A 24,723-nucleotide genomic window follows, 5' to 3' on the forward strand; every position below is an offset into this window, starting at 1 on the left:
CCGCCTGCCGCCGCGTCCCAGTGGCATGACGTTGCTGGGGCGCAGGCGGCAGGCGATCTCGCGGGAAGAGGCACAGTCGTTCGATCGGCTGGCCGCGGACTACGACCGCCTTGGCGAGCTCACCGGCAACGCGGTCGGCGACTGGCTGCCGTCGGTGCTGCCAGCCGGGCAGAGCTCGGGCAGGGCGCTCGACCTGGGCTGCGGCGCCGGCAGGCACGCAGTACTGCTGGCTGAGCACTTCGAGCATGTGGACGCCGTCGACCTGTCCGCTGCGATGATCCGGCTGGCCCGGCGCAAGCGGGCTCGTTCCAACGTCTGCTACCTCGAATCCGGGATCCTGGACGTCACCGGCAGCTACGACTTCATCGTCAGCTCCGCGACGCTCCACCACGTCCCAGACCTGCCGGAAGCGCTGACCCACATCAAGAGCCTGCTCGCACCCGGCGGGCAGGCCGTCCTGATCGACACGGTCTCCCCACGCCCGGCCAACCCGCGCTGGTGGCTCTACGGCGGCGAACTCCGCAAGCTGGGCCGCAACCTGGTACGGCGTGGGCGTGCTGACGCCTGGGAGATCTTCAAGCTCTCTACTGGCGACTGGCTCGATCACCGGGTCAGTGACCGATACCTGAGCCGCCAGCAGTTCGAGGAGACCTACGCTGCCGCCTTCCCCGGTGCCACCTTCACCAGGGTCGGCAACGCCCACGCCATGCTGTGGACTAGGGAACGATGTTCTGGTTGAGGTGGAACAGGTTGTCCGGGTCGTACTTGCGCTTCACGTCCACCAGCCGGTCGTAGTTGCCCTTGTAGTTGTCGGCGATCCGGTGCTGGTCGTCGCCGGCCATGAAGTTGACGTAGCCGCCCGCCTCCGAGTGGGGCGACAGCGCGTCGTAGTACCCGCGCACCCACTCGACCCCCGCGTCGTTCTGCGCCGGGTCAGGCCAGATCCCGGCGATCACTGTCGCGAAGTTGGCTTCCCGGTAGGCGAAGGCCGTCGCGTCCGCCGCTACCCGGTGGCAGGCTCCGTCGATCGGGTAGATGTGCACTGTCGAGTTCATTGCCGGCAGACCGGGTGCGTGCTGCAGATGCGCCTGAATAGCGTCGTCTGTGAGCTCCGTGACGAAGTTGGCCTTCCAGTAGTGCTGCAGGCCGGGCGGTACGAGTCCGTCGAACGCACTGTTCAGTGCGGGGTACGGCATCTGCCCTACGCTCTCTGCGACCACCGGGGCGAACTGCCGGAACTTGTTGACCTCTTCTTCGCCCCGCTCGGGATCCCCTGCCCAGCAGGCGACTATCAGCGTGAACGCATCGCCGTGGCGGTCCTCGGGGATGAACGGCAGCGGCGGCGCCAGCTGGAAGGCCGGGAAGCCGCCAAGCTGCTCCGGCGCGTCCTTGATGAGGTCCCTGAACCCGGCGAGCACAGCAGCGCCGTCAGCCATCTCGAACAGCATCGGCCCGCCGTACACGGTGTCCACCGGAGCCAGCCGGAACTCCAGCGACGTGACCACGCCGAAGTTGCCGCCGCCACCCCGGAGCGCCCAGAACAGGTCCTCGTGGTCCTTCTCGCTGGCGGTCAGGAACCGGCCGTCCGCGGTGACCACGTCCGCGGAGATCAGGTTGTCGCAGGACAGGCCGAGTCCGCGGGCGAGGTACCCGATCCCGCCGCCGAGCGTCAGCCCGCCGACGCCGGTGGTCGAGATGACGCCGCCCGTGGTCGCCAGCCCGAACGCGTGGGTGGCCGCGTTGAAGTCACCCCAGGTGGCGCCGCCGCCGGCGCGCGCAGTACGGGTGTTCGGATCGACCAGGACGTTGCGCAGTGGGCGCAGGTCCACCACGACGCCGTCGTCGCACGTGCCGAAGCCCGGGACGCTGTGCGAGCCTCCCCGGACGGCCAGGTCCAGGTTGTTGGCGGCTGCGAAGCCGACAGCGGCCATCACGTCGCCGGTGTTCTCACACTGCACGATCACCCGTGGGTGCCTGTTGTGCATCGCGTTGTGGACCCTGCGCGCCGTGTTGTAGCCCTCGTCCGCGTCGGTGATGACGGGACCTCTGGTGCGTTCCCTCAAGTTCTCGATCGTGTACTCGCCCATGACTCCTCCACGGTCCAGTGGGCTTTCCCTGTGTCGACCGGCGCGCTTCACGCGGCGCCGCCCAGACCGGTAGCCACCCCGCGAACGCAGCGCAAGTTCCCCCAGCGCAACTGGTCCCCCGGCGGCTGCCAGACCTCCCCTGACAACCCTCTCCCCTTGACAGTCCCCCTCGCTCCAGCCTGCGTCAACCCCCGTCCGTCCGCCCGCCTTGGGGCCGGGCGGCACTATGGGGCTATGAAGCTGCCGTGGCTGGGCCGCCCTGCGCTGGGGTGTGCCGCGCTGGTCCTGTCCCTCGCCGTTGGTTGCTCGACGCCCCCTTCGGCCGACCCCACGCCTACTGGACCCGCTGCCACCACGCCGACCCCAAGCTCTCAGCCTTCCCAGACACCCAGCGCCCCGACCCCTACCCCGAGCACCGCCAGCACGCCGGCCACGCCGCCGAATCCCGTGTCGCTCCAGGCCCTGATGGCGAAGAAGTACGACGGCCGTGACCTTCGTCTCGGCCGCGTCCTGGGCCGCACAGACGCCTACACCCGGTACTACGTGACCTACGCCAGCGGCAAGCTCACCATCTCCGGCATCCTCAACGTGCCCCGCACCCCCGGCCGCCATCCAGCCCTCGTCCTCAACCACGGCTTCATCGACCCGGCCGTCTACACCAACGGCCGCGGCCTGCAACGCGAGCAGGACTACCTCGCCCGCCGCGGGTACGTCGTACTGCACACCGACTATCGCAACCACGCGCAGTCGTCCAAGGATCCGCAGTCCGAGGTCAACCTGCGCCTCGGCTACACCGAGGACGTCATCAACGCGGTGCTCGCCCTGAAGGCGGCCCCGTACGTCGACCCGCAGCGGGTCGGGCTGTTCGGCCGGTCGATGGGTGGCGGCATCACCTACAACGTGCTGGTGGCGCAGCCAGGGCTGGTCAAGGCTGCCGTGGTGTACACGCCGGTCAGCTCGAACGCGGTCGACAACTTCAACCGCTGGGTCCGCCCGCAGGCCGAGATCGCCGGTGCGATCGTTCGTACTCACGGCGACCCGGCCAAGAACCCGGCCTTCTGGCGCAACCTGTCAGCCGTCAACTTCTTCGACCGCATCACCGAGCCGCTGCTGATCCAGCAAGGGCTTGCCGACTCCACCTGCCCACCTGTTTGGGCGCAGCAGACCTACGCGGCCCTGCAGAAGGCTGGTAAACAAGCCACTCTCTACACCTACCCCGGTGAGGAGCATGCCTTCGCTGCTGCCTGGCCGAGGTCGATGGCCAGATCTGTTGCCTTCCTCAAGCAACAAGGCGTCTAGCAATGACCCGAGTGCTCGGAGTCGATGCCTGCAAGGCGGGGTGGGTCGGCGTACTGCTCGATGGCGGGTCGGTGCGCGCGTTCGTGGCGAGCACGATAGATCTCCTCATCGCGCAGGCCGAGGAGGGCGGGCCACTCGCTGTGGTCGCCGTCGACATGCCGATCGGGTTGCCCGACAAGGCGCCGCGGCAGGCCGATCTGCTCGCTCGGTCCGCGATCGGGCGGTTGTCGTCCTCGGTGTTCACGACGCCGGTACGAGCTGCCTTGCTGGCTCCGACCCATCGGGATGCGGTCGTGATCAATCGGGAACTGACCGGACAAGGGCTCTCGATCCAGGCCTATGGGTTGCGGGGGAAGCTGTTCGAGGTCGATCAGTGGGTCAAGCGGGCGGGCACGCTCGTGGTGGAAGTTCATCCGGAGGTCAGCTTCGCGCAGTTGGCTGGGGCGCCGCTGACGGTCCGCAAGTCGACGTGGGCCGGCGCTGAACGGCGACGCGCTCTGCTGGCTGGCGCAGGAATCGCTCTGACCGGTGAGCTTGGTCTGGCGGGTGCGGCGGTCGGTGTGGACGACGTACTGGACGCAGGTGCGGCGGCGTGGTCCGCGCGGCGCGTCGCGCGAGGAGAGGCCGTGTCGTTGCCCAACCCACCGGAAACCTTCGCCGACGGCTGGCCGGCAGCAATCTGGGTCTGACCCGGCAGGTGGTTGCCGTGTCAGACCCAGACTTCATTGGTTGCCGTTGGCCCGGATTGGTTCGGTTGCGCTTCAGGGCCGGGCCGGTAGGTCCCAGTCGTCGTTGCGAAGTTTGAGGATCGCCCACCCCGCCGCGGCGAACCCGGCCGCCTGCAGTCCCCAGCCGAACAGATCGAGCGTGTGGTTGGGAACGATGACCGCGGCAACGATATGGACCGGCTGCGACACCATCACCGCGACCGCGGCCCAGCGTGCCACCACCCGCGAGCGCCACACCGCGGCGCCGAGCAGAATCGTTCCGATGACGTGTCCCATCACGAAGAACACCCCGGCGATCTCACCCGTCGGGTGGACTGCCTCGGCGATCCGCGTGACGCCGCCTGCGTCGAGCCCGGCATCTGCTCCCGCCCACAGGAGCTGGTCGCCACCGGCCAGCCAGCCGAGCGACAGGTATCCCGGGATCAGCAGCGCCAACGCGACCAGGGTCAGCTTGGGCGCGCGCCGCCGAGTCAGCCTGCCAACCGCATACGCGGCCGGTACCAGCGTCAGAATCGCGACGAGACCGAGCCACAAGACAGCTGAGGCGCGACCCGGCTCCGCGATCACTTTCGCCGCCATGGTCGAGGTGTCGTCGACGGTGTCGTAGGGCAGGACGTACCGCAGTACTGCGACAGCCGCCGGGCCCACTGGCAACAGGATCGCGGCTGCCCACCGGCTGATGCCCCGGGTGTCCGCGACGGACGTAGTACGGGCTGCTGTCGTTGTCATCGTGCACCTGCCAACTGCCGCGCAGGCCTGAGCAGGAGCGCCACACCGAGCGCAGTCAACGCCACGACCAGCCCTGCGGCCGCCAGCGCCGCTGCCGGGACGTCACCCACGAAGAAGGCCGGTACTGCGCTCAGGGCCGACAGCACCCGCAGCACGATCAGCGGCACGACCGCCCGCCGAGCACCACGCCAGGCGAACACCACGAGCACCAGGCTGAGCAGCCCCAGCGCGGAGCCGATCAGCGCGACCGACATCGGCGGGTGCTCACCATCCGTCAGCAGCGGGCCTGCCAGGTCTGCCAGCGACAGCAGCCCGAGTACGACCAGCCCGGCACGAAATGTTCGAGACATCTCCAAACCTCCCCTGTACTGCGGCCCGTCGGACCGTCTGCCTCCACAGTCGGGCCCGCCCACTCCCGGCGCCTGAGCCGGCGTTCACCCGTCGCCAGGAACTCGCCCGCCACCCCCGGGAACCCATTCCCGAGACACCGGGACACCTCTGAGCGCACACTGATCCCCATGAAGGCCGACCACACTCCCAACCGCCGCGCGCTGGCGGCTGGGCTCGGCGGGTTCGCGGTGGCCGAAGTGCTCACCGGGCTGGTCCTGGCCGTGGTGGTCGGCTGGTCCTTCAGTACTGCGCTCGAGAGCTTCCTGGTCACCAACGGGCTGATGGGACTCACGTTCGCGACCTGCGGCGCGGTGATCGCCTGGCATCGGCCGGCCAACCCGATCGGCTGGCTCTTCATCGCCGACGGCATCGGTCACGCGACCACGGCCGTCGGCGCGCCGCTGAGCCAGCTGCTGTACGACAGTGCGGCACCGATGCCGGTTCAACGCTTCGCAGCGACGGTGTTCCTCTGGTCCTGGCCTTGGTCGATCGGGTTGTTCCTGCCCCTGGCGCTGCTGCTGTTCCCCGACGGCCGGCTGCTCTCGAAGCGGTGGCGACCTGTCGCCATCGGCATCATCGTCACCTCGCCGTTGTTCGCGCTCGAGATGGGCGCGGGCCCGGAGGCGCTCTTCGACGACGGCCCCACGAGCTATCTCCAGCTCCCGGGGTACGACTCCCTTCAACCGTTGTGGACGGCAACCGAACTCCGTGGCTTGCTCGCCTATCTGCTGGCGATCGCCTGTCTCGTCATCCGCTATCGCCACGCAGCTGAAACGGGCCGTCGACAACTACTGTGGTTGTTGCTGGCAAGCGTCATCATGATCGTCTTCATCACGCCTTGGGCGCTGGTCAGCGGCACGCCGATCGTCGTCCTGCTGGCCATCCCGCTCATCCCGGTCTCGGTGGCGGTCGCGATCGTTCGTCATCAGCTGCTGGACATCCGGCTGGTGGTATCCCGCGCACTGAGCTGGGCGTTGCTGTCGATCCTTGCCATCGGCGCCTATGTCGCACTGGTCGCGCTCACGGACTCATTCATCTCTTCCCGCTTCGGGCGCTCCGCCACGGTCACGGTGCTGGTCGCGCTACTGATCGCTCCGGTGCTGCCCCGGTTACAGCGGTTGGTCGATCGGGCGATGTACGGCGACCGGCGCGATCCTGCTCGGGTCGCTTCGCGCGTCGGGGAGGAACTGTCGTCCGGCGTGGCCGGCGGCATGCCCGGAGTCGTCGAAGCCATCCGCTCCGCCCTGCGATTCCCGTACGTCGCCCTCGCAGTGGACGACACAGTCCTCGCCTCTGCCGGAGTCGCACCTTTTGACGTAGTACCGGTTGAACTGTCTTACGGCGGTACTACGGTTGGCTCGTTGCTGGTTGGCCTGCGTTCGGGTGAGTCCGGGTTGTCGCAGACTGATCGCAACGTGCTCGCGCTGGTCGCAGTACCGCTGGCCGTTGCCGTCCATGCGACTCGGCTGTCCTCTGAACTGCAGGCTTCGCGGGAGCACCTCGTCGCTGCGCGCGAGGAGGAGCGCCGGCGGCTGCGGCGAGACCTGCACGACGGGCTCGGTCCGACGTTGACCGGCGTCGCCTTCACGGCGGATGCGGCCGCCAACCTCATCTCCGTCGATCCCGCGCGAGCCTCCGACTTGCTGGGGACCTTGCGGATGGACACTCGAGCGGCGATCGCCGACGTCCGACGGCTGGTGGACGACCTTCGCCCGCCCGCGTTGGACGAACTCGGTCTGGTGGGTGCGTTGCGCCAGCGAGCTGACCAGTTGTCGTGGCGAGCAGACGGCGCATCGGTTTCTGTGCAAGTGTCAGCCGATGGGTTGCCCGCATTGCCTGCCGCGCTGGAGGTCGCGGCGTACCGGATCGCGACCGAGGCACTCACGAATGTGGTGCGCCACTCGCGCGCGACGTCCGCAGTACTGTCTCTTCGTTGCGGTCCCGAACTGGAGGTAGAGGTGACAGACGACGGGCCACCGAACGAGGTATGGAAACCAGGTGTCGGCCTGCAAGCCATGCGCGAACGCGCCGCCGAGCTGGGCGGCACCTTCGAAGCCGGACCCACCCCCGCCGGCGGCCGGGTCCACGCCACATTCCCGATGGCAACGCCTGTTGCCGAGGCATCCCGATGACCGCCGAGGGGACCAGCGCGGTCCGCGTCGTACTGGCCGATGATCACCCGGTCGTCCGCGCCGGACTCGCCGCGCTGCTCTCGTCGCTGCCCGGCATCGAGGTGGTCGGCGTCGCCGCGACCGGCCGCGAAGCCGTCCGCGAAGTGGTGACCACGCGACCCGACGTCGCAGTACTGGATCTCCAGATGCCCGACCTCGACGGCTTCGCCGCAACCCGCGAACTGGCCCGTACTGCGCCCGACGTCGCCGTACTCGTCCTGACGATGTTCGAGGACGACGACTCGGTCTTCGCCGCGATGCGAGCCGGCGCCCGCGGCTACCTGGTCAAGGGCGCGGAGCAGGACGAGATCGCCCGCGCCATCCACGCCGTCGCCGCCGGCGAAGCCATCTTCGGCCCCGGCGTCGCCCGCCGCGTCCTCTCCTTCTTCGCCACACCCCCACAACCCGCCGCCGAACCGTTCCCCGACCTCACCACCCGAGAACGCGAAATCCTCGACCTCCTCGCCGCCGGCCTGTCCAACACCGCCATCGGCACCCGCCTCGGCCTGGCCTCCAAAACAGTCGCCAACAACGTCTCCACCATCTTCACCAAACTCTCCGTAGCCGACCGAGCCACCGCCATAATCCAAGCCCGCAACGCCGGCCTCGGAAACCCTTAGTTTTAAGGCTGGATCGCCAGGAGGTAGCGCTCGCCGATCACCTTGAGGTGGTCGACCAGGGCCTGCGGGGCGGTGACGTGGAAGTCCAGGCCGAGCATGCCGATGTAGACGGCAACTACCTCGAGACTTTCCGCGCCGGTGACGAGTACGCAGGTTGTGTCGTCGACCGACTCGACGATTCCGACTGCCGCGTGGATTCGGGCGAGCACCTCCTCCGCCGAGGCGTACACGGTGATCCGGGCGTGCACCTTCCAGCCCGCGGTGGCGACGTCGCGCATCACGAAGTTCGTGTAGTCGCCGTCCGGCATCGGGCGCGGCTTGTATTTCCGCCCCGTCGCCATCCGCAGGTCCATCCAGTCGACGCGATAAGTCCGCCACTCGCCGGCTTCGTCACGCGCAGCCAGGTACCAGTACCGCTGCCAACTCATCAACCGATACGGCTCCACCAGCAGCGGCAGCGAAGCAGCCGACGACTCCTGCCCCGGTACTGCGTAGTCGAACCGCAAGTAATGCTCATCGCGAATAGCCGCCGCGATCGTCGTCACCACCGCCGGATCGATCTCCGGATCCGGAACGTTCGACCCCGTGTTGTCCGGGCCCTTCGACAGCGTCGTGTGGATCGCGTTGACCTGCCGCCGCAGCCGATGCGGCAGCACCTGTTCGAGCTTCGCCAGCGCCCGGCCGCTGCTCTCCTCCATCCCGCTGACCCCAGCACCCGTCCGGAGCCCGACAGCCACAGCCACCGCTTCCTCGTCGTCCAGCAGCAGCGGCGGAAGCTTCGCGCCGACACCAAGCTGGTAGTACCCGGCCGCACCCCGCGTCGCATCCACCGGATAGCCCAGCTCGCGCAGCCGGTCGATGTCGTTGCGGATGGTGCGCGTACTGACCCCCAGCCGCTCCGCCAGCTCGGACCCGGGCCAGGCCGGCCGCGACTGCATCAGCGCCAGCAAGGACAGCAATCGGGACGAAGTTTCACGCATGCGGAAAACAGTATCTCAATTGGGAATCTAACGTTCCTATATGGCTTCTACGGTAAAGCCATGAACAACAACGACACCGCAGCCATCCGCCCCTTCCGCGTCGAGATCGCCCAGGCCGACCTGGACGACCTGCAGGCCCGCCTCGCCAACACCCGCCTCCCCGCCGAGGCGCCCGGCGACAACTGGGACCTCGGTACGCCGAACCACTACCTGCGCGAGACGGTCGAGCACTGGCGCAACGGGTTCGACTGGCGTGAGCAGGAGGCGCGGATGAACGAGTTCCCGCACTACCTGACCGACATCGACGGCCAGACCGTGCACTTCATCCACGTACCGTCCGCCGAGGCCGACGCGACTCCGCTGCTGCTGATCCACACCTACCCGGGCTCGTTCGTCGACTTCCTCGACATGATCGGCCCGCTCACCGACCCGGTCGCGCACGGCGGCAAGGCCTCGGACGCGTTCTCGGTCGTCGTACCGTCGATCCCCGGCTTCGGCTTCAGTACTCCGCTGGTCGACCGCGGCTGGACGATGGCGCGAGTGGCGCGCACCTTCGACAAGCTGATGCGCCGGCTCGGCTACTCGTCGTACGGGTCGCACGGCAGTGACGGCGGCGCGATGGTCTCCCGCGAACTCGGCCTGCTGAACCCCGAAGGCTTCCTCGGTCTGCACGTCCTGCAGCTGTTCTCGTTCCCGTCGGGCGACCCGTCCGAGTTCGAGAAGTTCACGCCGGAGGACTACGCGGCGCTGGAGCACCTGAAGTGGTTCCAGTCGGTCGGCGGCTACAACGCGATCAACTCGACCCGCCCGCAGACCGTTGCCGTCGGCATCTCCGACTCCCCGGTCGGCCAGCTGGCCTGGAACGAGCTGTTCAACAGCTTCGGCAACGGCACCAGCTTGGTGACCCGCGACCAGATCCTCACCGAGGTCAGCCTGTACTGGTTCACCAACACCTCAGCCACCGCCGGCCGCTACCACTACGAGGAGGCCAACGCGGGAACCGAGCCGGCCATCAACCACGCCCCGACCGGCGTAGCGGTCTTCGCCGACGACTTCAAAACCATCCGCCCCTTGGCGGAACGCGACAACTCCAACATCGTCCACTGGTCCACCTTCAAAGACGGCGGCCACTTCGCCTCCCTCGAACGCCCCACCGAACTAACCGAAGACCTCCGCACCTTCTTCCGCAACCTGTAGCCCCAGCTGAACCACCTTCGGCCGGCCACCGCATCCCGCGGTGAGCCGGCCGGTTGGCGTGTGCGAACCACTACGTACGAGCAGCTCGGCCGCCTCCTGATCCCGCCAGAACGTGACCACCGTCCGCCCGCTCGCGGTCCGCCCGAAAAACACCCCAAACATCCACGGCCTCGTCCTTCATGACTTGGTCAACGAGTAGGAGCGTCTACTGCTGGGCACAGGCGGACCATGAGTGTTGTCGCCATCACCGGAGCCAGTGCAGGGATCGGCCGGGCCACCGCCCAACTGTTCGCCGATCGTGGGTACGACGTGGGTCTTATCGCGCGCGGCGCCGACGGGCTGAGTGCCGCCCAGATCGAGGTGGAAAAGCTGGGGGCGCGCGCGGTCGCAGTACAGGCTGATGTCAGTGACAATGACGCCCTCGATCGCGCCGCCGGGCAGATCGAGGAGGAGCTCGGCCCGATCGACGTCTGGATCAACGACGCGATGGCCACCGTCTTCGGCCCGTTCCTCGAACTCGAACCCGACGAGTTCCGCCGCGTCACCGAGGTCACCTACCTCGGCTTCGTCAACGGCACCCGCGCCGCCCTGCGCCGCATGGTCCCGCGCAACCGCGGCGTCATCATCCAGGTCGGTTCGTCCCTCGCCTACCGCGGGATCCCCCTGCAATCGGCGTACTGCGGCGCCAAGCACGCGGCCCAGGGATTCACCGAGTCGATCCGCTGCGAACTCCAGCACGACGAGGTCGACATCCACATCTGCGAAGTACACATGCCGGCGGTCAACACACCGCAATTCCGCATCCAGCGATCCAAACTGGACCACAAAGCCCAGCCTGTCCCACCGATCTACCAACCCGAACTGGCCGCCGAAGCCATCTGGCACGCAGCCCACCACCGCCGCCGCCAACTCTGGATCGGTTTCCCCACCGTCTACACGATTCTCGGCAACCGCATAGCCTCCCCACTCCTGGACGCCTTCCTAGCCAAAACCGGCTACAAAAGCCAACAAACCGACGAACCAGACACCCCCGACCGCCCCGACAACCTCGACAACCCCCTCCCCGGCGACCACGGCTCCCACGGCGCCTTCGACAAAACCGCCAAACCCACCAGCCGCTACATAGCCCTCATCCTCTCCCCACCAATAGCCCGAGCCGCCGAAACCGCCAACGCCGCAGCCACCCAAGCCGGCCGGCTCCTAGCCCGCCTAACCGGTTGACGGCATGAAGCCGCAGCGCAGACCGGATCTACTGCGCCTGTGGAAAGCTTCCGTGAGCGATCTCCTCGTTGCCTTAGGGTGATGAGGTCCTCTTGGAAGGAGCCCCGGATGTCATCCGAGACACCCCACGACCGCCCCAACGGCGAACGTCTGCTCGTCATCGACACCGCGACCGCCGCCCACAACCTGCCCAAGATGCTCGGGCGCTTCCGTGCAGGCCAGTCGGAGCCGCTGTTCTTCGGAGACGAGGGCAAACCCGAAGGGGTCGTGATCTCCTTCGCCGAATGGGAGCGTCTCGATGCCCTCACGGAGGAAGCCAACCAGACCGAGCGCGCCCGCGACGTAACCCGGCAGCGACTCGCGAGCGCCCAGCCAGACGAGTACGTACCAGTAGATGACCTGGCAAAGGAGTTCGGCTGGGACCTCGATGACGATGACGAGGCGCCCGACAGCGGCACAGCCCCGCGGCCATGACCGCGAAGTACCACCTAGTTTCACACCCGGACCTCCAGGCCCAACTCCGGGAGCTCCATACCGCAACTAAGCAGGACCCGTCGGGCCCGGAGGCACAGCAGTTTGCCGCAGTACGCATCGGTCTGGCCGCACTGCGAGCCGGCCGAGAGGCAGACTTCGCCGGCGAACGACTCGGCTATTCGGACAGGCACTCGGACCTCCGCGACTGCGCCGAGATCAAACTCCCGGTAGTCCAGGAACTCAACCGCCGCGGCAGACCAATGGGCCCGTCCCATCGCCTGACCTACCGCGAGTTCGACGGACCCACCGCAGACCACCTACCCGTACGCCAGGTCCTCGCCTTCGAACCCCGCAAGGACGGCCGGCCCTTCGAGGTCACCGCCAACCGCCTCGGCCGCACCCGAGGCGCTCCCCTCGCGGAACTGGACAGTCTCCCGAACGTCGAACCCGCAGTCGGATCAGACAAAGACCCCACCAGACCAGTGACCCCAATGCGCAGACCCCCTCCCACCCGACCTCGCCCAAGCAATGAAGGCCCTAGAAGGCAATGCCCCAGCTCGAGGCGCTGCAACACCCCTAGCCAGCCACCACCAGCGTCTCCCCCACCGCCCCCAGCCAGGCAACTCCCCAACCCGAGAACTCTGAGCAGGTCCGCCCGCCGATCGACGCTTGAAGACTGGCCGGGCGGATGCTGAACCCATGAAATGGTCAAGCGGGGTTGCGCAGCGCCCTAGTTGTCACACCTCCTTTCTATCCGGTTGAAGTTTCCATCCCGACAGGAACCATGATCCCGAAACTCCGTACTTGCTCTCCGATGGAGAGCGCATCTGGGTGATCGCCCCCATCCACATCAGAAGTCCCCACTCTGACCACACCGAAGTCGTTCAGTCAGCTAACTCGGTAAGCAGCCATTGACGCGTTCGAAATGGGAGACATCCGGCGCCTGGACGCCGTGCCGAAGGGCGCGTCTGCCGTCACAGCACAGCGCGGCCACACCACTCTGAGACGCCATTCCGCCCACATCGAGGACGACTAGGACTCCATCGCTCGCTCGAAGTGTCGGTAGAGGTGGGAGACGATGCTCAGTGCATCCAGGCAATCCTGGTAGGTCATTGCCTCGGTCTCGATCAGGAGCAACTCCTCCTCGTGCGCGACTGGGTTGCGGAACGCAGCCACGACACCGTCCGAGAGCTTCCACTGTCCGTTCCGAATGGCCCTCAATGTCTTCACATCGAATCCCGCGTCGGCGTAGGCCTGTGTGACGTCGATCTGGGCGGGATCGTTGCCATCGACCTTGAAAGCTTGGTTCACGATGGCCGAGGCCTCTTGCCCTTGGATCCCAACAGCCTTTCTGATGTCGTTGACGAAACGCTTCAACGCCTCCGACATCGCTGCATGGAAGTGGCCGGACTCGTAGTACGACTCGGAGACCTCTTTGATCGCCGGGTGCAGATGCCGCCAGTGCAGGTCGGCGTAGTCAGGTGCGATGGTTCGGAGACTCTTGAGGAGCGAATCTCGGTCCTTGTCGCCCAAGGCTGAGTCGGCGGATGTCAAGATCGATGCCGCTCGACCGACAGCCTCTCGCTCCTCGCTTCGGATCGATCCGACCCACTCGTCCAGATCTACTCCGTGATCCGATTCGATCCGCGCCTTGGTCGCCTTTTTGCGCGCCGTGCGACGTTCCGACGAGGCCCACCGCAGCAGGTCCTGCAGGTATCGGTTGAGTTCCGCCGTCAGATCGCCATCCCAGCTGATCGACCGTCGGTCGGTGGAGATGACGTCGGCTATGCCGTCGTCGATGTAGTCCACGTCGAGATACCCCGTGAGGTACGAGAACGCATAACTGGACTCCGAGACTCCATAGAATTCTGGTTCGTTCGCCAGCCTGCCGTGCGCGTACAGGGCGATACCGCGCTGGTCGGCAGGAACCGGTTTGGCCGCCGACACGATCCGACCGCTGATCTTGTCGTTGGGGATTTTCGCCTTCAGGTCGTCGGACAGGTCGTCGGGAATACGCCATTCGATATCTCGGGCGAGCGAGTCCAACCGAGCGTTCCGGTCCACCGGCCGACGGCCGCCGGCCGCATCGACGACCTCGATCGTGAAATGGTCGTCGAGATAGCCGAAGAGTCTGCCCAGGCTCTGAGCCAACTCCCGCGCGTTGACGGGCGTGCGCCGGTGCAATCTCGTCAACTCGACGGATGTCCCGTGCGACTCCGGTGGCGCCTCGTGAGCGGACAGCGCAGGATGGTATTCCGTACCGGTCGCGTTCTTGATTTCGGACCAACTGAGCGCAACCCGCAGTTCCTCGGACGTTCCTTGTCGTTTGGTGGTGAGAAGGATGGTTTCCCCGATTCCGAAGAGCGCCAGCTTTCCCAGACCCTTCTTTCCAGCGACTGAACGGCGGCCGGACTCCGACCGATCGTTGCCCTCGGCCCGTCGGTTACGACCGATCCGGAGATACTTCTCCTGAAGGTCGCGGACACCCATACCGTGGCCGTTGTCCTCCACGACGACCGCGCGCTCCCCCTGATCGTCACGAAGGAGTACCTTGACCTTCGTCGCATCGGCGTCGTACGCATTGGCGATAAGTTCCGCCAGAGCGTTCGGCAGATGGGAGTACATCTTGTATCCCAGGTGCTCGATCGTCAGCGGATCGAACTGCAGAGTCAGAGGGGCTCTCACTGATGTCATCCTCGAATTCGGCCAGGGCGTACCGGCACCGATCACGCGACCACTGCGCCGTCGAACGGACCAAAGCTATCGAAAACGCATCCAGCAGGTGCACCCTCGGGCGTGTCAATTCGGCCGATTGGCTCGGATCGCGTCGATCGTCTCGAGAGCGACGATGCGAAGCTCGCCGTCGAGCGCAACGGCGTCCAATGCATCGAAAACCATGAACGGGCTCAATCGGAGCAGTCGCTGCAGGAAACCACGCAGAACGTCTCGCTCGTCGAGGTCCTCCAGGTCGAGGCCCGCCCACGTGCGGAGGATCGCCTTGACCAGATGTGGACTCGCTCCAAGTGCCCTTCGACGGGCGTAAATTTGGTCGAAGGCGGCTTCTCCAAGGATTCCCAGCGCACTGTAGGGGGCGGCGTCGTCGCTCGAGTACACAAGATGTGCCCGCCACCACAACCGCCCGAAGACATGCCTGGTGATATCGGTGCCCAGTACACGGTCTCCAGGCGGGTGGGGATAACGCCAGTAGGCGACGTCGGGCAGAAGGACCAGAGCGAGGAATGCCCACACGTCTCCCGCGGCGGCCTCCGCCGGCACCATTTGCATGCCGGAGTGCAGAAACTCGGCAACCTGCAGATCGAAGTCACGGCGCGCATCACGCGTGGATTCGCCCGGGAATCCCTGCTTGGTGGCGAGTTGGAGAACCGCAACGCGAAGAGCAGCCAGGTCCTCGGTTCCGGCCCGGTCCCCACCGACCGCGGCGAAGATGCTCGAGTCGTGCACGGTACTGTGCCGCCGCCCCAGTTCGGCGATCTCCAGAGTGCGATAGAGGTCGTGCAATGTCTTGGCCTGCTCGGCCAGAAGTCGAGGATAAAGAACGCCCATCAGCTGTCTCCGAACACTTTGACCGCGGCCTGGATCTCCGAGGCGAAGTGCGCCGGCGCGCTCTCCATACGTAGCCTGAGATCGCTGATCGAACTACCTGGAAAGAGCTGCTCGACGAGCGCCAGAAGCGTGGCGCCCAAGGTCTCGTCGTCGTACTCGGACGTTTCCGAAAACTCTTCCGAACGCAGCGCGTGCTCGACCATCGTACGAGCGACGTCCATGTAGATCGTTGACAGAACGACCTTGTCCACCGGCCGGGGCTTCGCGGCATTCTGGAAGGCCGACAAGGCGACCGGGTTACGTTCGTTGATCAGCAGCAACATGGCGCCCATCGTTGCTGCAGAGAGATTCTGGGAGATCTGCAGGTGCCAGGCGGCATCGTTCGGGAACGAGGTCCTCTCGAAATCGACGACGGCCAGCGGAAACTGTGGCGCATCGCCTTGAAGACGAAGTTCCCGGCGCTCACGCCAGAGAACGGAACCGGCGCGCCGCGCCGCGACAGGCGCCGCGTCGACCATCCGCTCGTCCAGCACGATCACGGTCTCGAGTGCCAGCAAACCGCCTAGGTCCGCCCCCGCAATCAGCACCTCCAGATCAATCGATTCGCTCTCCGTCGCCTTGAGTGGGATGCGGCAAGCCGCGGCTCGCAGACCGGACCCCGAAGCATTCCAGACAACCGCGAGCGAGATCGGTGCGCTGAGCGGCAGTGCCGCTCCCGTCCGGAGCGCATCTGCGTCGATCTGAACAGTACGGCGAAGGTGGAGGTTCGTCCGATAGTCCCAGTCCGGCAGATGGCTCGGTAGTGGTACCTGCTCGTCGTCCATGACGATCACCCATTCATCGGCCCGGACAACATCGGCTGCCGGCTGCCGATACGGCAGCGAGAGTCTCTTCATCGAGAACTCGCCACGGATCGCGCAGTCACGTTGAGTTCGGTCACCGTATCCGCGGCCGGAGTCACCATGACGCGCCAGGTCGAGCCGTCGCCACCTGTGACACGCAGAACTGGCTCCTCAATTGCCCGACCATCGGGGTGTTCCCATCCGAGGAGCTCTGGTACAGCGGCACCGAGTGGTGCTTCTGTCTCCCGTGTACCGGGACCGGCCAGAACAGCCGCGTCGACGTGTACTTCGTACTCGCCGTCGTCCGGCAACCGGAAATCCTGGACCACGACCGTACGTCCACCACGATCGTCAAGGTACGGGTCGCCGATGTACTCGATCCGACTCCGTCGAGCCGACCGACCTTTGCCCCCCTCCGAGCCGCCTGCTCCACCGCCGCCTTGCCCACCCGTAGGCTGTCCGCCTCCGGCCGCCCCGGAGCGTGATGTGAAGTCGGACGCGCCTCCGAGGCCTTCGGAGCCGGTGACGAGCGAGGCGAATCTTCCGCTCGCCGCCCCGAGGGAGATCGCGGTGGATCCGCCACGAGCCGATCCTCCCAACTCGAGCAGGCCGTCCAGGGCCTCTCCGATACGGCGGAACGTAGTACGCACGAACGTGCTCTCAGGAAGCTGCAGCGAGTGAGGATTCCAACTGTCATGGGTAGGTGGTTCGGCGCGTGCGTACACCTCGTCCATGCCGGTGTCGGCCCGGAAGACACCGGCATAGGAAAGTAGCTCGCTCGGCGGTTTGGGCCCCTTGTAGTAAGTCACGACCAACTCTGCTGGGCGCATCAGACAGACGTGGTGCACGAGGCCTTCGACACCCGCTGTCAACGAGGCCATGGAGGCTTCGACAGACAGACCGACTCGCTTGGCCAGTCCGAGTTGTCCCAGTACCTTCTTCGGGCTGCGGCACTGCAGAGTCCTGGACTCGCCTCCCGTGAGTTCGCGATAGGCGGCGACGAAGAGATCCAGCGGCCTCGTGGTCTCCGGATCAGGAATCGGTACCTCGGCGCCGTCGCAGCGAACCGAGAAGCGCATAGGCTCTGGGCGTCCCTGGGTCTCCAGCATCTTCGGCCAGAGCTGCCACGCGATCGTGTCTGCGACGTACTCCGCAGCTTGGCCGGGATCCAGGTCGTCGAGCATCGGGTCGATGACCACGACGGTCGTCCCGGTCTCATCGGCTAGGAAGGGCCGCAGACCGAGACGTTGAGCAGCCTGGTCGGCAACCTCACCGATCAGCGGTTCGACGATTCCGCTGGAGGGGTCACCCCACCAATGACGTCCCGTGTAACGCTTCTCCTCAGTTGCTCCCTGGCCGATGTAGCTCTTCCACAGAGCGCATCCGATGAGTCGGGTCTCGAGGCCGTCTTGGGTGGCGCATCTCGTGTGGAGGAGGACGGCCCCGGCCTTCGAGACGAGGTAGAAGATTCCCTTGCCGAACCCATAGGTTCCGCCCCCCAGTTCGGTGTCACGCGGCTCACCGATGTTGCGGACGAAGGACACGAAGTCGTGGTTCTCACCCTGGGCGACATCTGCTCGGGTCGGTCCCCCGAGCCCGGTGGTGCCCCTGTCCGACACGGTGAGGGTTCGGATGTCCGAGCGGCGCAGCGCACCTCTCAGCGGCAGTTGATGCTCGAGCGGTGCATTCTGAAGCAGCAGTTCGCGCCAGCCGGACAAGTGAGCTGCACTCACCGATCCGAAATCCACTTGGAATTCGACGGGCGCCTGATTCTCCCGCTTTCGAGCGTCCCACGAGTTCTGGGCCGCCTCGCGAACCAGGATCGTCAAGAGGTCCAGTTCCGGGCGGCCCAACTGGTTCCTGATCCCCTCCGCCGCACTTGCGCCGTCCGGTGGGAACGTCTGGGACAGCCATCCTGGCGTCATTTCGGACCGTCCTGCAACATCGCCACGAGATGATCCTCGGCCTGGTCGTCGGAGACTGGAATCGGCGGCTCACTCGACAGATCCACCGTGTAGTGAACATCTGTCACGTTGATCGAGAGGCCTGCCTCGTCCAGGTCACCGGCTACCAACCGCGGGAAGTCCGGACCGACGGAATACCGGCGCCTGGCGGCTACCGCGAACCTCGGCTGGTCGTAGTGGCGACGGTCGACCACGTGATATCCCGCCGCCGCGAGCCGAGTCCACAGGTCGCCCTCGTCGTCGCAGAGCTCGAGCGCCCGGTCGACCAGACTGTTCAGACTTCGGCCCGTCTCGCTCCTCGGGTCGAGACGAATCCAGTACAGGTGCAGGCCTCCCGGCGGCGCCTCGAGTTGGTCGAGTCCATGGACCCTGATTCGCCGACCGTCGGAGACAATGGTCGATTTGACTTCGACGGCATGGCCGGCGCCCACGAAGTCATGGCGGTACCGTTCGGGGCCGGTCCAGGTCCGGTGCGCACTCGGATCAAGTTCCAGCAGATCCGTCAGCACTGTCAGCTCGGCGAACAGGCCGGCCTGTTGCTCGGGCCCCAGCAGATGGCCCGACGTCCGGAAGAGCGCCCGCCAGCGATCCAACCGCCCGTAGAGAACTTTGAGTGGATCGTGCGGTTCCCGATCGACACTCTGCAGAACATCCGCGCACAGGCCGGTGAACACGTCGTCGAGATCCTTCCGGAGGCAGCCGAGATCGGCAAACGTCCGGCGATCGTCGCCGTCAACCAGCGTCCGCTTCCGAAGGACGAGCGTCGGGCCGTCGAGACCGCCGCGGACGACGCGCTCTGCGGAAATAGGGACCAACAAGTGCCGACAGCCCGCATCATCCAAGGCCACAGCCACCGGACCGGCGGTCGACGTCACCGGGGTGTCCGCAACGCGTAGCCGGTCGGAGGCAGACGACGTCCTATTGCCCAATGCGTCCCAGAGATCCTGCACGACAACCCGCAACGGCATCGCTTTCACTCCGCCGGCGCGCCGAGGGCGGTGAAGTCCTCGACTTCAATGTCGATCTTGGAGAGATCTGCCGAGATGTAGTCCCACTCGACCGCACTGTCGACGCCCGGTTGCGGAAAGACCAGCCCGACCCCGATGACATCGACCTTGGCGTTCAGAGGCGCACGCGACTTACGGCCTGGCGCGGGCTGCGAAACTCGATCAATGGGATACAGCACCAGCAGACCCGTCTCGGGAAGCTGATCCAGACGCGCTCTCTTGATCTGCTCCTCATCGAACCGGCGGGTGTCGCCGGTCAGATCGATAGCAGCATCCCGCCGGCTCATCAGCGTCTTGATATCGGCCGTCGACCGATCAACCGACCGAGACGTGCCCGGTTCAGCCGGTCCGAGCTGAGCACGAACGACCCGGCCTGTGGTCAGCTGCCCAGCGAAGGTGTACGGCCCTGGCGCTGCGTCGACAGGATTGCCGACGACAGCGACGTTCCATTCGCGAAGGGCCCCGGACTTCCGACGCTTCTCGATGTACTTCGTCAGAAGGCCGGAGTCGCATTCCTGGGACTTCTCGTGGAACTGGTACGAACTCAGAAATTTCAGGACGTCGTCGCTGTGGACCCCCCTGACGACATGGCGTCCCTCATCGGACGGCGGGTCGAGCCGTCCGGTGGCGAGAGCCCGCTTCACCAACTCATCGGCCGCCCGCTGGTTGGACAGCAGCCAGTCGTTGTCCAGATGGAAATAGCGCGTTTGGACGCGCTGGCCACCGTACGCCGATGCCGCGGGGACCGCGTCCTTCATCTTCGCGGCCGCTGTCACCCGAAGCGCCGGGTGCGTCCGGAGTCTGACTGCGAATGTCTGCGGATTCTTGTCCTCGGTCATGTAGACGTCGATGTCGCGGCGCATCTCGGCCTCGACCGTCGACAGGTGGCGGAACCAGTCCTGTAGCTCTTCGGTCATCCAGATTCGCGGCAGGTCGGCATAGCCGTCGCGGTAGCCGAACCACCGCCCCATCTGCAACAGGGTGTCGTAGGCCGAGACGGCGCGGACGAAGTAGCTGACCGCAAGTCCTTCGAGCGTGAGACCACGAGACAGCGTGTTACCGCCGACCGCTATGGCAACGACCGGCCCACTCTCGTAGTCGAGACGATCCTCGCTGCTCGAGTTGTCCATGATGATCCTGCAGTCGTCGACGACACCAGCGAGCTCCGGGAGCAGCGCCTTGAATTCGAGGGTCTGCTCGCCGAACGATTCGGCGGGCACTCGGGTGATTTCCTTTTCCCACAATTCTCGCAACTCGTCAGAAACGACGCCTGCCCTGAGTTCTGCCAGTAGCTCCGACCGCAGATTCTGGAGTGGCGCGCGGAAACGCTGGTGTACGACCGTATTGACACTGGTGTGCACCAGCATGGTGCTGTGGGGCACACCAGTACCACGCACCCGCCGGGCGGCAGTGCTGAGCCAGAAGTAATGGATGGCATCGCGAAGTGCATCCGTTATTTCGGGCACGAAACCCTCGACATCGACGCGCTTCAGGGGTCTCACACGTTCGACATCGGAGTCCGGGACGGTCCTGATCATGTCGTAGCCGTCATCGACGTCTTCTGGATCCTCGCCGTCAAGGGCATAACGTCCGAAGAGGACCTCCGTGCCGAAATGACCGACAGGCTTCGGCAAGTTGACGACGAAGTCCTTCGGATAAAGATCCTCTGCGCTCGGATCGATCAGCAGGTTCGCGAACGGCGAGGCCGTATAGCCGACGTATGCAGACTTCGGCAAGGTGCCGAGGATCTCGAGGATCAGGGGGTTGATCGACTTGGTCGCGACCGTTGCCTGATCGGCTTCGTCATCGATGATCAGGGCCGGACAGTCGGCAAGATAGTCGGATGCGGACGCCAGCCAGTCCGCGAACTTCCGCAGCACTGTCGCGTTCTTCTTCACCACGCAGAGAACATGAGTCTTGTTCGTCCTGCCGAAGAAGGACGCCGCGTTTGCCGGAGGAACAAAGTCTCTGTCCAGATCGGTCAACTGTGTCCAGCGCGTCGGATTCTGTTCCACCAACTGCTGCACCAGACGCTTCTGGGTCTGACGTCGAAGGCCGTTGTGGATGCCGGCCAGGACGATGAACAACTTGTATCCACGGTCAGCTGCCTTCGCCATCACTGCGGTGAAGTTCGTGGTCTTGCCCGACTGGACGTATCCCACCACCAGCCCGCGGGTAGCAAAGAGCTTCTCCCGCGGGTGGCTCAACAATGACACCACGCGCGTCGACGCAGCATCCAGCGATTCGATCGCCGGATCCCATTTCCACCCCGAACCTTCGAGTTGCTTGACGAGCGCAGGCCAGCACTTGTCCTGGGATCGCGGGCCGGTGTACCAGGTGTACCTGTTGTCGAGCACCACCGCCCGAGGCTCTTCCATCTCACGAATCTCGATGACCCGTTGCTCGTGCCGCTCGATGATCTGCTGGATCACCCGATCCTCCACCCGGAAGGTCTCCAACGCCTTCACGGCGTCCTCGGGTGTTCTCGAGTCCAGGAGATCCACGAAGACCTCGTACTTTTCGTCCAGGTCATCGATCATCTCGCCCACACCGACATCTCTCCCATCCGCCCCACCGCTCTATTCGTCGACACCGCGACGCCCTGGCACCTATATCGCATCCACGGCTCAGACGTTACGTACCGTCACCTGAACCTCGCTCGGTAGTCAAGGCTTCGACTATTCGATGCACTGCCGTCTCAGGATCCTCGTGCTCCCAGATCCGGAGAACGGTCCACCCTGAACCCTCCAGATGCCTGTCGGTCTCCCGATCGCGTTCGACGTTCTTTCTCAACTTCTCGCCCCACCAAGCCCCGTTGTTCCGCGGGCTGGTCCCGTGCTCAGGACAGCCGTGCCAGAAACACCCGTCGACGAACACGACCAGCCGCTTTCGGCCGAAGGTGAGGTCTGCGCGCCTGCGGGGCATTCCAGGAAGCGGACTGTTGACGCGGTAGCGAAACCCGAGACGGTGCAAGCGGCGGCGTAGTTCGATCTCGGGCTTCGTGTCGCGGCGTGCCTGCCGTGCCATCCTGGCCGAGGTCTGGGCCGAGGTCACAAGCGGGGAACGCGGCGGCACACCGGCTCGTTCGCCGACAGCAGCGGCATTTTCTTTGTCCATGTCCATGACATCGTCCAACCTCTCACGATGCGCTGATCGTGTCTCCCGAATCGCCCGAGGTGCCGCTACCTGCTGCCGGCGTTGCGTGGTCCTCGGCATCGAAAGGACCCATATACTTGCCCGCTATGACCCGGGATCAGCACGGTCTACCTCTGAATGTGCACATGGTGGATCTGTTCGCAGGACCCGGTGGACTGGATGTGGCCGCACAGTGGCTCGGCGTCGCCGTCGACGGCATCGAATGGGATGCCGACGCTTGCGCGACGCGCGACAGGGCCGGCCTGAAGACACGCCGAGGCGATGTCCGAGATATCCACGCCAAAGAGTTTCCTGATGCGAGGGTCCTGGCGGGCGGACCGCCGTGCCAGACGTACACGGTCGCGGGCACGGGTGACGGGCGTCGTGCCCTGAGCGAGGTTGTCACGGCCGCGGAGAGCATGGCCGCCGGCGAAGATCCCGCGGAAGTGTTCACCAATCTCGACGAAAGAACCAGGCTGGTCCTCGAGCCGCTCCGATGGGCTCTCGAGGCCCACGAGGCCGGCAACACCTACGAGGCGGTCGTACTGGAACAGGTTCCGGCTGTTCTGCCCGTATGGCGCACAGTTCGGGACGTCCTGAGACGTATCGGTTACAGCTGCGAGTGCGGCATCCTCCGGACAGAGCAGTTCGGCGTTCCACAGACTCGACGGCGCGCGATCTTGATCGCGCGCCGGGATGCCGAAGCCAGTCTGCCCAGACCGACGCATCGTCATTTCCGCCGAGGCGTCCCTTACGACGCGGGTGATCAGTCTCCTCTGCCGCCTTGGAAGACCATGGGAGAAACCCTCGACAGGGCAACACCCTTCACCGTCATCTCGAACTACGGAACCGGAGGGAATCCGAAGCTTCGCGGACGTCGTACTTCCGACGAGCCCGCATTCACGGTGACCGGCAAGGTCCGGCGCAACAAGGTTCAGATGCCTGGCGGAATCATCGAGCGATTCGACTTCGCCGAAGCAGGCATGCTGCAGACCTTCCCCCGCGACTATCCGTGGTCCGGCCGCGACGTCGCCCAGCAAATCGGGAACGCGATCCCGCCACGCCTGGCGGTGCACGTCCTTGCATCGGCACTCGGGCGGAGAGTTGACCCAGAGTCGCTCGACGATGCCGTCACCCGGAGCTGGGCCGACGCGCAGGGCAAGCTGCCGCTAGTGCATTCGACAGCCCTGACCGCCGAGTCCCCGGACCCCGACCCCAAGTAGAGACCCTCAAATCCAGCTCCTCCGCTGACTCAGAAGCCTCAGTCATAGGACTGAGTGGATTCTTCTGTTGGAGATCTCGGGTGGGATGGGCGAGGTTGGGGGTATGGACTTCACTCATCTGGGCCGGACTGGCCTGACTGTTAGTCGGATCGTTCTTGGGACGATGAACTTTGGGCCGCATACGAGTGTGGAGGACTCGCACGCGATCATGAGTGCGGCTCATGAGGCGGGGATCAACTTTTTTGATACTGCCAACGTGTATGGGCGGGCGGTCTCCTCGGGGCGGACGGAGGAGATTGTTGGCGAGTGGTTCGCCAAGGATCCCGCCAACCGGCACAAGACGGTGTTGGCTACCAAGGTCTATGGGGACATGGGCGATGGGTGGCCTAACGAGGGGAAGTTGTCGGCGCTGAACATTCGGCGGGCGCTGGATGCTTCGTTGAAGCGGCTGCAGACGGACTACATCGATCTGTACCAGTTCCACCACGTGGATCGCGCTACACCGTGGGAGGAGATCTGGCAGGCGATGGAGGTCGCCGTACGGCAGGGGAAGGTGTTGTACGCCGGGAGCTCCAACTTTGCCGGCTGGCATATTGCTCAGGCGCAGGCTGAGGCTGCTAAGCGGAACTACACCGGGCTTGTAAGTGAGCAGTCGATCTACAACCTGATTGTTCGGGATGTGGAGCGGGAGGTGTTGCCGGCGGCGCAGGAGTTTGGGCTTGGGGTGATTCCTTGGTCGCCGTTGCAGGGCGGGTTGTTGGGCGGCGTACTGCGGAAGGACGTCGAGGGCGTGCGCCGGCTCGAAGGGCGCGCGAAGGAGGCCGTGGAGAAGATGCGGCCGCAGATCGAGCAGTACGAGGCATTTGCCGATGAGCTCGGGCATGCGCCGGGCGACATCGCCCTGGCGTGGTTGCTGCACCAGCCCGCCGTGACTGGACCGATTGTCGGGCCGCGGACGATGGAGCAGTTGGAATCCGCAGTACGGGCGGTCGATCTCAAGCTCGACGACAAGTCGCTGGCGAAGCTCGATGAGATCTTCCCGGGGCACAAGACCGCTCCTGAGGACTACGCCTGGTAGGTCGCCTGCCCGAG

The 24,723-nt window shown here is 65.5% G+C and carries 22 protein-coding genes; 10 read left to right on the forward strand and 12 right to left on the reverse strand.

Annotated features, from left to right (window positions below):
- Positions 1-25 precede the first annotated feature (25 nt).
- Positions 26-739, forward strand: a complete 714-nt coding sequence (locus AB0F51_RS35215) for a methyltransferase domain-containing protein (RefSeq protein WP_360287274.1) — start codon at positions 26-28, stop codon at positions 737-739.
- On the opposite strand, the gene AB0F51_RS35220 is transcribed toward AB0F51_RS35215, so the two are convergent.
- The gene (locus AB0F51_RS35220) at positions 717-2,087 is read right to left on the reverse strand and encodes an FAD-binding oxidoreductase (RefSeq protein WP_360287276.1); all 1,371 of its coding nucleotides are present in this window, start codon (positions 2,085-2,087) and stop codon (positions 717-719) included. The two genes, AB0F51_RS35215 and AB0F51_RS35220, sit on opposite strands and share 23 nt — an antisense overlap.
- A gap of 234 nt (positions 2,088-2,321) precedes the next feature.
- Here AB0F51_RS35220 and AB0F51_RS35225 point away from each other — a divergent pair, with 234 nt between their 5' ends.
- Positions 2,322-3,386: an alpha/beta fold hydrolase gene (locus AB0F51_RS35225; protein ID WP_360287279.1), complete on the forward strand. Its 1,065-nt coding sequence runs from the start codon at positions 2,322-2,324 to the stop codon at positions 3,384-3,386.
- A 2-nt stretch (positions 3,387-3,388) separates the two neighbouring features.
- A complete protein-coding gene (locus AB0F51_RS35230) occupies positions 3,389-4,075 on the forward strand; it encodes a DUF429 domain-containing protein (protein WP_360287283.1) in 687 nt (228 codons plus the stop codon).
- Positions 4,076-4,147: 72 nt separating this feature from the next.
- On the opposite strand, the gene AB0F51_RS35235 is transcribed toward AB0F51_RS35230, so the two are convergent.
- Positions 4,148-4,843, reverse strand: coding sequence for a DUF4386 family protein (locus AB0F51_RS35235; protein WP_360287286.1), 696 nt, complete (start codon positions 4,841-4,843; stop codon positions 4,148-4,150).
- Entirely contained in the window at positions 4,840-5,193 is a 354-nt protein-coding gene (locus tag AB0F51_RS35240) for a hypothetical protein (RefSeq protein ID WP_360287289.1), read from the reverse strand. Before AB0F51_RS35240 ends, AB0F51_RS35235 begins: the two co-directional genes overlap by 4 nt.
- Positions 5,194-5,361: 168 nt before the next feature.
- On the opposite strand from AB0F51_RS35240, the gene AB0F51_RS35245 reads away from it, so the two are divergent.
- Both AB0F51_RS35245 and AB0F51_RS35250 read left to right on the forward strand, forming a co-directional pair.
- The gene (locus tag AB0F51_RS35245) at positions 5,362-7,365 is read left to right on the forward strand and encodes a histidine kinase (protein WP_360287292.1); all 2,004 of its coding nucleotides are present in this window, start codon (positions 5,362-5,364) and stop codon (positions 7,363-7,365) included.
- Positions 7,362-8,024: a response regulator transcription factor gene (locus AB0F51_RS35250; protein WP_360287295.1), complete on the forward strand. Its 663-nt coding sequence runs from the start codon at positions 7,362-7,364 to the stop codon at positions 8,022-8,024. The genes AB0F51_RS35245 and AB0F51_RS35250 overlap by 4 nt, the downstream gene beginning before the upstream one ends.
- A gap of 2 nt (positions 8,025-8,026) precedes the next feature.
- On the opposite strand, the gene AB0F51_RS35255 is transcribed toward AB0F51_RS35250, so the two are convergent.
- Positions 8,027-9,004, reverse strand: coding sequence for a WYL domain-containing protein (locus AB0F51_RS35255; protein WP_360287298.1), 978 nt, complete (start codon positions 9,002-9,004; stop codon positions 8,027-8,029).
- A gap of 60 nt (positions 9,005-9,064) precedes the next feature.
- Between AB0F51_RS35255 and AB0F51_RS35260 the strand changes: the two genes are divergently transcribed.
- From AB0F51_RS35260 to AB0F51_RS35270, 3 genes are all read left to right on the forward strand, one after another.
- On the forward strand, positions 9,065-10,201 hold the full coding sequence (locus AB0F51_RS35260; RefSeq protein ID WP_360287301.1) for an epoxide hydrolase family protein: 1,137 nt from the start codon (positions 9,065-9,067) through the stop codon (positions 10,199-10,201).
- 228 nt (positions 10,202-10,429) lie between these two features.
- Entirely contained in the window at positions 10,430-11,422 is a 993-nt protein-coding gene (locus AB0F51_RS35265) for an SDR family oxidoreductase (protein WP_360287304.1), read from the forward strand.
- A gap of 108 nt (positions 11,423-11,530) precedes the next feature.
- Positions 11,531-11,896: a hypothetical protein gene (locus tag AB0F51_RS35270; protein WP_360287306.1), complete on the forward strand. Its 366-nt coding sequence runs from the start codon at positions 11,531-11,533 to the stop codon at positions 11,894-11,896.
- Positions 11,897-11,916: 20 nt separating this feature from the next.
- Here the strand turns inward: AB0F51_RS35270 and AB0F51_RS35275 are convergent, their stop codons facing one another.
- From AB0F51_RS35275 to AB0F51_RS35310, 8 genes are all read right to left on the reverse strand, one after another.
- Positions 11,917-12,171, reverse strand: coding sequence for a hypothetical protein (locus AB0F51_RS35275; protein WP_360287309.1), 255 nt, complete (start codon positions 12,169-12,171; stop codon positions 11,917-11,919).
- Between the two features lie 757 nt (positions 12,172-12,928).
- Positions 12,929-14,581 carry a TIGR02391 family protein gene (locus AB0F51_RS35280; RefSeq protein ID WP_360287312.1) on the reverse strand — a complete coding sequence of 551 codons (1,653 nt, stop codon included), beginning with the start codon at positions 14,579-14,581 and terminating at the stop codon, positions 12,929-12,931.
- A gap of 114 nt (positions 14,582-14,695) precedes the next feature.
- Positions 14,696-15,460 carry a DUF6339 family protein gene (locus AB0F51_RS35285; RefSeq protein WP_360287315.1) on the reverse strand — a complete coding sequence of 255 codons (765 nt, stop codon included), beginning with the start codon at positions 15,458-15,460 and terminating at the stop codon, positions 14,696-14,698.
- Entirely contained in the window at positions 15,460-16,356 is an 897-nt protein-coding gene (locus tag AB0F51_RS35290) for a hypothetical protein (RefSeq protein WP_360287318.1), read from the reverse strand. Before AB0F51_RS35290 ends, AB0F51_RS35285 begins: the two co-directional genes overlap by 1 nt.
- Complete coding sequence (locus tag AB0F51_RS35295; protein WP_360287321.1) at positions 16,353-18,035, reverse strand: hypothetical protein; 1,683 nt, start codon at positions 18,033-18,035, stop codon at positions 16,353-16,355. Before AB0F51_RS35295 ends, AB0F51_RS35290 begins: the two co-directional genes overlap by 4 nt.
- Positions 18,036-18,223: 188 nt before the next feature.
- Complete coding sequence (locus tag AB0F51_RS35300; protein ID WP_360287324.1) at positions 18,224-19,234, reverse strand: PD-(D/E)XK motif protein; 1,011 nt, start codon at positions 19,232-19,234, stop codon at positions 18,224-18,226.
- Between the two features lie 5 nt (positions 19,235-19,239).
- Positions 19,240-21,813 (reverse strand): Z1 domain-containing protein, encoded by a 2,574-nt coding sequence (locus tag AB0F51_RS35305; protein ID WP_360287419.1) that lies wholly within the window; start codon positions 21,811-21,813, stop codon positions 19,240-19,242.
- A 94-nt stretch (positions 21,814-21,907) separates the two neighbouring features.
- Positions 21,908-22,489 carry a very short patch repair endonuclease gene (locus AB0F51_RS35310; RefSeq protein WP_360287327.1) on the reverse strand — a complete coding sequence of 194 codons (582 nt, stop codon included), beginning with the start codon at positions 22,487-22,489 and terminating at the stop codon, positions 21,908-21,910.
- Between the two features lie 26 nt (positions 22,490-22,515).
- Between AB0F51_RS35310 and AB0F51_RS35315 the strand changes: the two genes are divergently transcribed.
- On the forward strand, positions 22,516-23,631 hold the full coding sequence (locus tag AB0F51_RS35315) for a DNA cytosine methyltransferase (protein WP_360287330.1): 1,116 nt from the start codon (positions 22,516-22,518) through the stop codon (positions 23,629-23,631).
- A 103-nt stretch (positions 23,632-23,734) separates the two neighbouring features.
- Positions 23,735-24,709: an aldo/keto reductase gene (locus AB0F51_RS35320; RefSeq protein WP_360287333.1), complete on the forward strand. Its 975-nt coding sequence runs from the start codon at positions 23,735-23,737 to the stop codon at positions 24,707-24,709.
- Positions 24,710-24,723: the final 14 nt, after the last annotated feature.

It is taken from the genome of Kribbella sp. NPDC023855, from assembly GCF_040639475.1.
Classification (GTDB): domain Bacteria; phylum Actinomycetota; class Actinomycetes; order Propionibacteriales; family Kribbellaceae; genus Kribbella.